We start from the raw sequence: 8,781 nt of genomic DNA on the forward strand, positions 1-8,781 counted from the left end.
AGACCCCACACTAAGAACCAAAACAAGGACGGCTACGCCGTCCGCGCTATCCTTCCCCGCCCTGAACGGCGGGGCTGGTCGCGCACCGGGTCAAAAGGCGTCGCAGGTGGCTGAAGCATGTTTTGCGTAAGCCCTTCCTCCGTGCCAGCGTGCCGCGCGGATAACGTGCGGCACGCATGGATATCCAGAGTTTCATCCTGAAAAAAAGAGGGCCGGCGCGCAGGCCGGCCCGATCCAGGCTCACTGCTTCTTGCGCTGGGAGTCGTTGAACTGGAGCATGCCGATGATGGGCTCGTAGTCGGCGGCGCTGACGGCCACGAAGCCCAGGTCCTTTCCGTCGGAGAGGCCGTCGAACGTCTTCTTGTCCTTCTGCGGCATGTCCAGCAGGGCCTGCTTGATCGCCTGGCGCAGGTCGGCGGGCAGCGAGGTCAGCACGGCGAACGGCCCTTCGGGCAGCAGCGGCGACTTGTAGATCACGCGGAAGTCGTCCATCGTCAGCGTCTTGCCCGAGGCGTCCTTGAGCAGGCCGCGCGCGGTCAGGCGCGCGGCCGTGTTGCTGGTCGGCGACTGGAACTCGGTGGCTGCCACATCCGCCGTGCCCTGGGCCAGCGAGAGCAGGGAGTTGTCGTGGCTGCCGGCATAGAAGGTCTTGCCGAAGAAGCTGTCCACGCTGATGCCTTCCTTGGACAGGAAGAAGCGCGGAGCGTTGTTGCCCGAGGTGGAGTTGGGGTCCACCAGCGCCAGCGTCTTGCCCTTGAGGTCCTGCACCGTCTTGTAGGGGCTGTTGGCGCGCACCCAGAGCACCGAGTGGTAGCCGTTGACGCCGGTGTCGCGGCGCTGGTTGACCAGCGGCTCGGTCTTCACGCCGGTCATCACGGCGCGCGCATAGGAAGCCGGGCCGTAGAAGGCGATCTGGGCGTTGCCGGCGCGCTGGGCCTCGATGACGGCGGCGTAGTCGTTGGCGATGCGCAGCGTGACCGGGATGCCGATGGCCGCGGAGAGGTACTTGGCCACCGGCTCGAAGCGGTCGGTGGTGGTCGAGGCGTTCTCGACCGGGATCACCGCCAGGGTGAGTTGCGTGGGTTTGCCCTGGGCGAGCGCCAGGCCGACGGGGGACAGGCCCGCCAAAGCCGCTGCGCCAGCGACCACTGTACGACGTGAGACCATTTTCGACTCCTCGGTTGATTGAAAAAGTGAACGGAAAGAAAGGGATGCGACAGGCTCATGCCAACTGCGCCAGCGGCGGCTGCCAGCCACTCGTCGCCTGCCGCGGCGCGAAGCCGGGCGCACCGATGGCCTCGTCGGCCTCGATGCCGTAGAGGTTGCGCGCGGCGGCGTCGGTCAGATCCTCAGGCGTTCCGTCGAAGACGACGCGGCCCGCCGCCATGCCGACCAGCCGCCCGCAGTAGGCGCGCGCCAGATCAAGCGAATGGAGGTTGCAGATCACGGAGATGCCGTACTCGCGGTTGATGCGCCGCAGGGCCTCCATGACGGCGATGGCGTTGCGCGGGTCGAGCGAGGCAGTGGGCTCGTCGGCCAGGATGATGCGCGGCTCCTGCACCAGCGCGCGGGCGATGGCCACGCGCTGCTGCTGCCCGCCCGAGAGGGTTTCGGCGCGGTGCGCGGCGAGGCCCCCGATCTCGAACTGCTCCAGCACCGAGAAGACGACGGCACGGTCGTGCTCGGCCCACAGCCCGAGCAGCGAGGCCAGCATGCCCGCGTGGTTGAGGCGGCCCATCATCACGTTGGTCAGCACGTCGAGCCGGCCCACGAGGTTGAACTGCTGGAACACCATGGCGCACTCGGCGCGCCAGGCCCGCAGCGCCCGGCCCTTGAGCGCGGTGATGTCGCGCCCCTCGAAGTCGATGCGCCCGGCCGTCGGCGTCTGCAGGCGGTTGATCATGCGCAGCAGCGTCGATTTGCCCGCGCCCGAACGCCCGATGACGCCCACGAAGCTGCCGGGTGAGACCGTAAGACTCACGTCGTCCACGGCGGCCTTGTCGCCAAAGCAGCAGGTCACCCCGGTCATCGTCAACATAGACCACACATCCCCATTCGTGCGGTCACTGTAGGCAGGAACGAAGGCAGATTGGTGACAGCGTCGGCGCGCCCCTTCCAGCGACGCCCGGCGAGGCGTGCTCTACCCGGCCCGGCGCTGCGCCTGCTGCGGCGCGCGCCACAGCGCCATCAGGTCGGCCCAGCGGGCGCGGGCGGCGTGCAGGTTGCGCTCCTTCACATGGCCGTAGCCCTTGATCTGCTCGGGGATGCGCGCGATGTCCACCGCCACGGCGTGGTTGCCGGGCTGCAGGCGGGCCAGCACTTCCTCGATGCTGGCGCGGTATTCGCCGATCAGCGCGCGTTCGGCGCGGCGCTCCGCGGTGCGCCCGAACGGGTCGAAGGCGGTGCCGCGCAGGCCCTTCAGGCGGGCGAGCAGGCGCAAGGCCGTGAGCATCGCCTGGCCGTATTTCTTCTTCTGCAACTCGCCCTTGTCGTTCTTCTTCGCCAGCAGCGGCGGCGCGAGGTGGTAGGCGAGCTTGTAGTCGCCCTCGAACATGCCGGCAATGCGGTCGAGGAACGACCGGTCGGCGTGCAGGCGCGCCACCTCGTACTCGTCCTTGTAGGCCATGAGCTTGAACAGGCAGCGCGCCACCGATTCGGTAAGCGTGGTACTGGCGAGCGGCGCTTCGGCCGTCCGCACGCGCTCGACGAAGTCGCGGTACTGCTGCGCGTAGGCGGCGTTCTGGTAGTCCGCCAGGAATTCGGCACGGCGCCGGATGACCGATTCCAGCGTCTCGCGCGGGCGCAGCGCCACCACCTGTGCCGGGGTGAAGGCGCGCTGCACGGCGGCGCCGTCATGCGCGGCGTGGCGCCCCCATGTGAAGGCCGCCTGGTTGGCCTCGACGGCCACGCCGTTGAGTTCGATGGCGCGCATCAGCGACGCATGCGACAGCGGCACCCAACCCTTCTGCCAGGCGTAGCCCAGGATCATGGGATTGACGTAGATGCTGTCGCCCATCAGGCGCGTGGCCGCGGCATCGGCGTCGAACAGGCTCACGCCCTGCGTGCCCGCAGCGGCAATGATCGCCGCCGCGCAGGCGTCTGCCGGGTTCTGCCACTCGGCATCGCGCACGAAGGCCGCCGTGGGCGTGCTGTGGCCGTTGAGCGCCACGCGGGTGCGGCCTTCGCGCATGCGGGACACGGTTTCCTTGGCCGCGCCGACCAGCGGGTCGCAGGCCAGCACCAGGTCGGCGGCGGCGGTGCCCACGCGCGTGGTGCGGATGTCGTCCTGCGTGGCGGCGATGAGCACGTGGCTCCAGGTCGCCCCGCCCTTCTGCGCCAGGCCCGCTGCGTCCTGCGTGACGATGCCCAGGCCCTCGATGTGCGCGGCCATGCCCAGCAACTGCCCGATGGTGATGACGCCGGTGCCGCCCACGCCAGCCACGACGATGCCGTAGACGTCGCGCAGGCCCGCCAGCGCGGGCAGCGTGGGCTCGGGCAGCGTGCCCATGTCGGCGAGCGTGGCGGTCCTGGCCTTGTCCTTCTTGCGGAGTTGGCCGCCCTCGACGGTCACGAAGCTCGGACAAAATCCTTTCAGGCAGCTCATGTCCTTGTTGCAGGTGCTCTGGTTGATGGTGCGCTTGCGGCCGAATTCGGTCTCCAGCGGCTCCACGCTCAGGCAGTTGCTCTGCACGCCGCAGTCGCCGCAACCCTCGCACACCAGATCGTTGATGACCACGCGCTTCGCCGGGTCGGCCAGGGTGCCGCGCTTCCTGCGGCGGCGCTTCTCGGTGGCGCAGGTCTGGTCGTAGATGATGATGCTGGTGCCCTTGATCTCGCGGAACTCGCGCTGGATGTGGTCGAGGGCGTCGCGGTGGTGCACCGTCACGCCGTCGGCGAGCTTCGCGCCGTCGTACTTGGCGGGCTCGTCAGTCACGATGACGAGCCGGGCCACGCCTTCGGACACCAGGCTGTTCATGATCTGGAGCACCGAATGCCCCTCGGGCCGCTCGCCCACCTGCTGGCCACCGGTCATCGCCACGGCGTCGTTGTAGAGCACCTTGTAGGTGATGTTCACGCCCGCCGCGATGGCCTGGCGGATCGCCAGCAGGCCGCTATGGAAATAGGTGCCGTCGCCCAGGTTGGCGAAGATGTGCTGGTCGGTGGTGAAGGGCTGCTGGCCGACCCAGGGCACGCCCTCGCCGCCCATCTGCGTGAAGCCGATGGTGGCGCGGTCCATCCAGGTCGCCATGTAGTGGCACCCAATGCCGCCCATGGCGCGCGAGCCCTCGGGCACCACGGTGCTGGTGTTGTGCGGGCAGCCCGAGCAGAACCAGGGCACGCGGTCCGCGCCCGGCACGCCGCCGGCATTGAGAACCTGCATCGCGCGCTCCTTGGCCTCCAGGATCGCGAGCTGCGCGTCGATGCGCGCCACCATGTCGGCACCGCCGGCGGCCAGCACGCCGGTCTTCTTGAGCCGCTGCGCCAGCGCCTGCGCGATCAGCGCCGGGTTCAGGTCGGCGTTGGCGCGCAGCAGCGTGTTGGCCGTGGGGTTGGGCATGGCCCATTCGCCGCCAGAGAAATCGCCGTCTAGCTCATTGAACTTGCCCAGCACCGTGGGCCGCACGTCGGCGCGCCAGTTGTACAGCTCTTCCTTGAGCTGGTATTCGATGACCTGGCGCTTTTCCTCCACCACCAGGATCTCCTGCAGGCCGGTGGCGAAGTCGCGCGTGAGCTGCGCCTCCAGCGGCCACACCACGCCGACCTTGTGCAGCCGGATGCCGAGCTGGCGGCAGGCGGCGGCGTCCAGCCCCAGGTCGGCCAGCGCCTGGCGCGTGTCGTTGTAGGCCTTGCCGCTGGCCATGATGCCGTAGCGGTCGTTGGGCCCCTCGATCACGTTGTGGTTGAGCCGGTTGGCGCGGATGTAGGCCAGCGCTGCGTACCACTTGTAGTGCATGAGGCGCGCCTCCTGCTCCAGCGGCGCGTCGGGCCAGCGGATGTGCAGGCCGCCGGGGGGCATCTGGAAGTCCTCGGGCAGCACGATCTTCACGCGCTCGGGGTCGATGACGGCGGTGGCGCTCGATTCGACGATCTCCTGGATCGTCTTCATACCCGACCACACGCCCGCGTAGCGGCTCATGGCGAAGGCGTGCAGGCCCAGATCCAGGATTTCCTGCACGTTGGCCGGGAAGAACACCGGGGTGCCGCAGGCCTTGAAGATGTGGTCGCTCTGGTGCGCGGCGGTGCTGCTCTTGGCTACATGGTCGTCACCCGCGACGGCGATCACGCCGCCCCAGGGCGTGGTGCCGGCCATATTGGCGTGCTTGAACACGTCGGAGCAGCGGTCCACGCCCGGCCCCTTGCCGTACCAGATCCCGAACACGCCGTCGAAGCGGTTGCTGCCTGGCGGCGCGTAGCCCAACATCTGTGTGCCCCAGAGCGCGGTGGCGGCCAGCTCCTCGTTCACGCCGGGCTGGAACACGATGTTCTGCGCCTTGAGGTATTTGCCGGCTTTCCACAGGGCCTGGTCGTAGCCACCCAGCGGCGAGCCGCGGTAGCCGCTGATGAAGCCCGCGGTATTCCTGCCCTGCTGCGCGTCGCGCAGGCGCTGCAGCATGGGCAGCCTGACCAGGGCCTGCACGCCGCTCATGAAGGCGCGGCCATGGTCCAATGAATACTTGTCGTCGAGCGTTACCGTTTCGAGCGCGCGAAGAATGTGCTCCGGCAATGGGGCGTTCATGATGTCTGGTTTCCTGCTGCGTTGGCGAAGGGCGCTGCCTTGTGGGCCGCGCCCGGGCTACTTCGTTCGTCGCGCGCGGTGACGCACGCGGCCTCCTGGGGTTTGACAAAGTGTAGGTGTGGCGGTCAGATATGTCTTTGCGTTCTTTGCCTGATCACGCATACCATGCGCAAGATTCTTTCTTGAAAGAACAAAAAATGGAGACTTTGGACAAATTCGACATAGCCATCCTGCGCGAGCTGCAGGCCGACGCGCGCCTGACCAACGCCGAGCTGGCCCAGCGCGTGGGCCTGTCGGCCGCGCCATGCTGGCGCCGCGTGCGGGCGCTGGAAGAAGCGGGATACATCAAGGGCTACCACGCCGAGATCGACCGCCACAAGATCGGCCTGGGCGTGCTGGCCTTCGTGCGGCTGGACGCCGACCGCAACTCGGGCGACGTGACGCGCGAGCTGGAGGAGGCCATCCGCCGCCTGCCCGAGGTGGTGGCGTGCCACTACATCAGCGGCACCGGCACCTTCGAGTTGCAGGTGGTCTCGCGCGACCTGGCGAGCTTCTCGCGGTTCGCGCGCGAGGTGCTCATCAACCTGCCCAACGTAGGGGACCTGCACACCAGCTTCTCGCTCGGCGAGGTCAAGGCCAGCAGCGCGCTGCCGCTCGGGCACCTGCGCGGCGGCAACGCCTGATGCTCCTATTACGATAGCTACTACCGCCCGTATCCATTGCGCCAACGGCCAATTTCATCATTAAAACGCCATGCCTCCACCACCCGAAGAAGCCACCGTCGCCGCAGCGCCCGCCACCGACGCCGACCTGTCCCCGCTCGCCCCGCTGCGCACGCCAATCTTCCGCATGCTCTGGCTGACCTGGTTGGCGGCCAACACCTGCATGTGGATGAACGACGTGGCCGCGGCGTGGATCATGACCACGCTGACCACCTCGCCCATCCTGGTGGCGCTGGTGCAGTCGGCCTCCACGCTGCCGGTGTTCCTGCTCGGGCTGCCCAGCGGCGCACTGGCCGACATCCTGGACCGGCGGCGCTACTTCATCGCCACCCAGTTCTGGGTCGCCACGGTGGCGGTGGTGCTGTGCGCGGCCATTCTGCTGGGCGGGCTCACGCCGGCGACGCTGCTGGCGCTCACCTTCGCCAACGGCATCGGCCTGGCGATGCGCTGGCCGGTGTTCGCGGCCATCGTGCCCGAGCTGGTGAGCCGGCACCAGCTTCCAGCGGCGCTGGCGCTCAACGGCGTGGCGATGAACGCCTCGCGCATCGTGGGGCCGCTGCTGGCCGGCGCCATCATCGCCAGCGCGGGCAGCGCCTGGGTGTTCGTACTCAACGCGGTGCTGTCGGTGGCGTCGGGCTACGTCATCACGCGCTGGCGGCGCATTCACGTGCCGAGCCCGCTGGGGCGCGAGCGGCTGGGCAGCGCGATGCGCGTGGGCGTGCAGTTCGTGCGCCAGTCGCAGCGACTGCGCGCGGTGCTTTGGCGCATCGGCGTGTTCTTCCTGCACGCCACGGCGCTGCTGGCGCTGCTGCCGCTGGTGGCACGCGGACTCGAAGGTGGCGGCGCGGGCACCTTCACGCTGCTGCTGGCCGCCATGGGCGCGGGCGCCATCATGGCGGCCATGTTCCTGCCGCGCTTGCGCCGCGCCATGGCGCGCGACACGCTGGTGCTGCGCGGCACGCTGCTGCAATCCGCCGCCATGGCCACGGTGGCGCTGGCGCCCAGCGCCTGGGTGGCGGTGCCCGGCATGGTGGTGACCGGCGCGGCCTGGATCACCACGGCCAACACGCTGATGGTGTCGGCCCAACTCGCGCTGCCGGACTGGGTGCGCGCGCGCGGCATGGCGATCTTCCAGATGGCGCTCATGGGCGCCAGCGCGGTGGGCGCGGCGCTCTGGGGCCAGGTGGCCACGCTCACCAACGTGCATGTCAGCCTGGGCATCGCCGCGGTGACGGGCGCCACCGGCATGGCGCTGCTGCAACGGCTGGTGCAGGACCGCGAGCTGATGGAGGACCTGACGCCCTCGCGCGCCTTCAAGGCGCCGGTGGCCGATGTACCGCCCGCAGCCGGCCAGGTGGTGGTGGAGATCGAATACCGCATCGAGCCGCGCCGCGCGGCGGAATTCCGCGCGCTCATGCAGGAGAGTCGCCGCAGCCGGCTGCGCCAGGGCGCGCTGGAATGGCGGCTGCTGCACGACATCGGCGAGCCCGCGCGCTACGTGGAGCAGATCGTCGACGAGTCGTGGACCGAGCACCTGCGCCGCTTCGACCGCGTGACCGCCTCCGACGTGGCGCTGCGCGAGCGCAAGCTGGCCTTCCACGTGGGCGAATCGCCGCCCGTGGTGACGCGCTACCTGGTCGAGCGCGATTGAGCACAGCCCATGGGGAATGGCCCCCACGCTTCGCCGCTGCGCGGGTCGCTGCCCCCCGAGGGGGCCGCTTTTCATCTTGGGGCGGCCCGGCGATGAAAAATGTGGCCCCCACGCTCCGCCGCTGCGCGGGTCGCTGCCCCCCGAGGGGGCCGCTTTTCATCTTGGGGCGGCCCGGCGATGAAAAATGTGGCCCCCACGCTCCGCCGCTGCGCGGGTCGCTGCCCCCCCGAGGGGGCCGCTTTTCATCTTGGGGCGGCCCGGCGATGAAAAATGTGGCCCCCACGCTCCGCCGCTGCGCGGGTCGCTGCCCCCCGAGGGGGCCGCTTTTCATCTTGGGGCGGCCCATCGGCATAGGGGGCCTCCAGCATAGGAGGCACCCCTGCCACACCACCCGGCATGCGGGTCCGCACCGGGCGGTTCGAGAGCTTGAGGTCACGACAGCTTGGGCACCCCCAGTCGGTTCTGTCTCGTCAGCGCCGCTTCCAGCAGGCCACCAGTGCCCGCCATCTGCTTTGCCGACCCCGTGCCCGGATGTTCACGCGGCGGGTCGCTGGCTTCGTCGCTGACAGGATCACGCGCGGCTTCACCGCGCGCTACGCCCGCCCGCCCGCATCGCTGCGGCATCTGACGCATGGCCTTTGACATCACACGTGTCCTCGGTCACTCACTCT

General features: G+C 69.1%; 6 protein-coding genes. 2 read left to right on the plus strand and 4 right to left on the minus strand.

Going from position 1 to position 8,781, the window contains the following annotated elements; all coding sequences use genetic code 11:
• Positions 1 to 240 precede the first annotated feature (240 nt).
• The 3 genes from phnD to PY257_RS10780 all read right to left on the minus strand — a co-directional run bounded on the left by phnD (position 241) and on the right by PY257_RS10780 (position 5,737).
• Positions 241 to 1,167 carry a phosphonate ABC transporter substrate-binding protein gene (gene phnD, locus PY257_RS10770; RefSeq protein ID WP_275741619.1) on the minus strand — a complete coding sequence of 309 codons (927 nt, stop codon included), beginning with the start codon at positions 1,165 to 1,167 and terminating at the stop codon, positions 241 to 243.
• A 55-nt stretch (positions 1,168 to 1,222) separates the two neighbouring features.
• Entirely contained in the window at positions 1,223 to 2,038 is an 816-nt protein-coding gene (gene phnC, locus PY257_RS10775; RefSeq protein ID WP_275741621.1) for a phosphonate ABC transporter ATP-binding protein, read from the minus strand.
• Between the two features lie 102 nt (positions 2,039 to 2,140).
• Positions 2,141 to 5,737 carry an indolepyruvate ferredoxin oxidoreductase family protein gene (locus PY257_RS10780; RefSeq protein WP_275741622.1) on the minus strand — a complete coding sequence of 1,199 codons (3,597 nt, stop codon included), beginning with the start codon at positions 5,735 to 5,737 and terminating at the stop codon, positions 2,141 to 2,143.
• 197 nt (positions 5,738 to 5,934) lie between these two features.
• Here PY257_RS10780 and PY257_RS10785 point away from each other — a divergent pair, with 197 nt between their 5' ends.
• Positions 5,935 to 6,420 (plus strand): Lrp/AsnC family transcriptional regulator, encoded by a 486-nt coding sequence (locus PY257_RS10785; protein ID WP_275741624.1) that lies wholly within the window; start codon positions 5,935 to 5,937, stop codon positions 6,418 to 6,420.
• Between the two features lie 70 nt (positions 6,421 to 6,490).
• The gene (locus tag PY257_RS10790) at positions 6,491 to 8,110 is read left to right on the plus strand and encodes an MFS transporter (RefSeq protein WP_275741626.1); all 1,620 of its coding nucleotides are present in this window, start codon (positions 6,491 to 6,493) and stop codon (positions 8,108 to 8,110) included.
• A gap of 432 nt (positions 8,111 to 8,542) precedes the next feature.
• Here PY257_RS10790 and PY257_RS10795 read toward each other — a convergent pair whose 3' ends face one another.
• A complete protein-coding gene (locus tag PY257_RS10795) occupies positions 8,543 to 8,755 on the minus strand; it encodes a hypothetical protein (RefSeq protein WP_275741629.1) in 213 nt (70 codons plus the stop codon).
• Positions 8,756 to 8,781 lie beyond the last annotated feature (26 nt).

Source organism: Curvibacter soli, from assembly GCF_029211125.1.
Lineage (GTDB): Bacteria > Pseudomonadota > Gammaproteobacteria > Burkholderiales > Burkholderiaceae_C > Curvibacter_A > Curvibacter_A soli.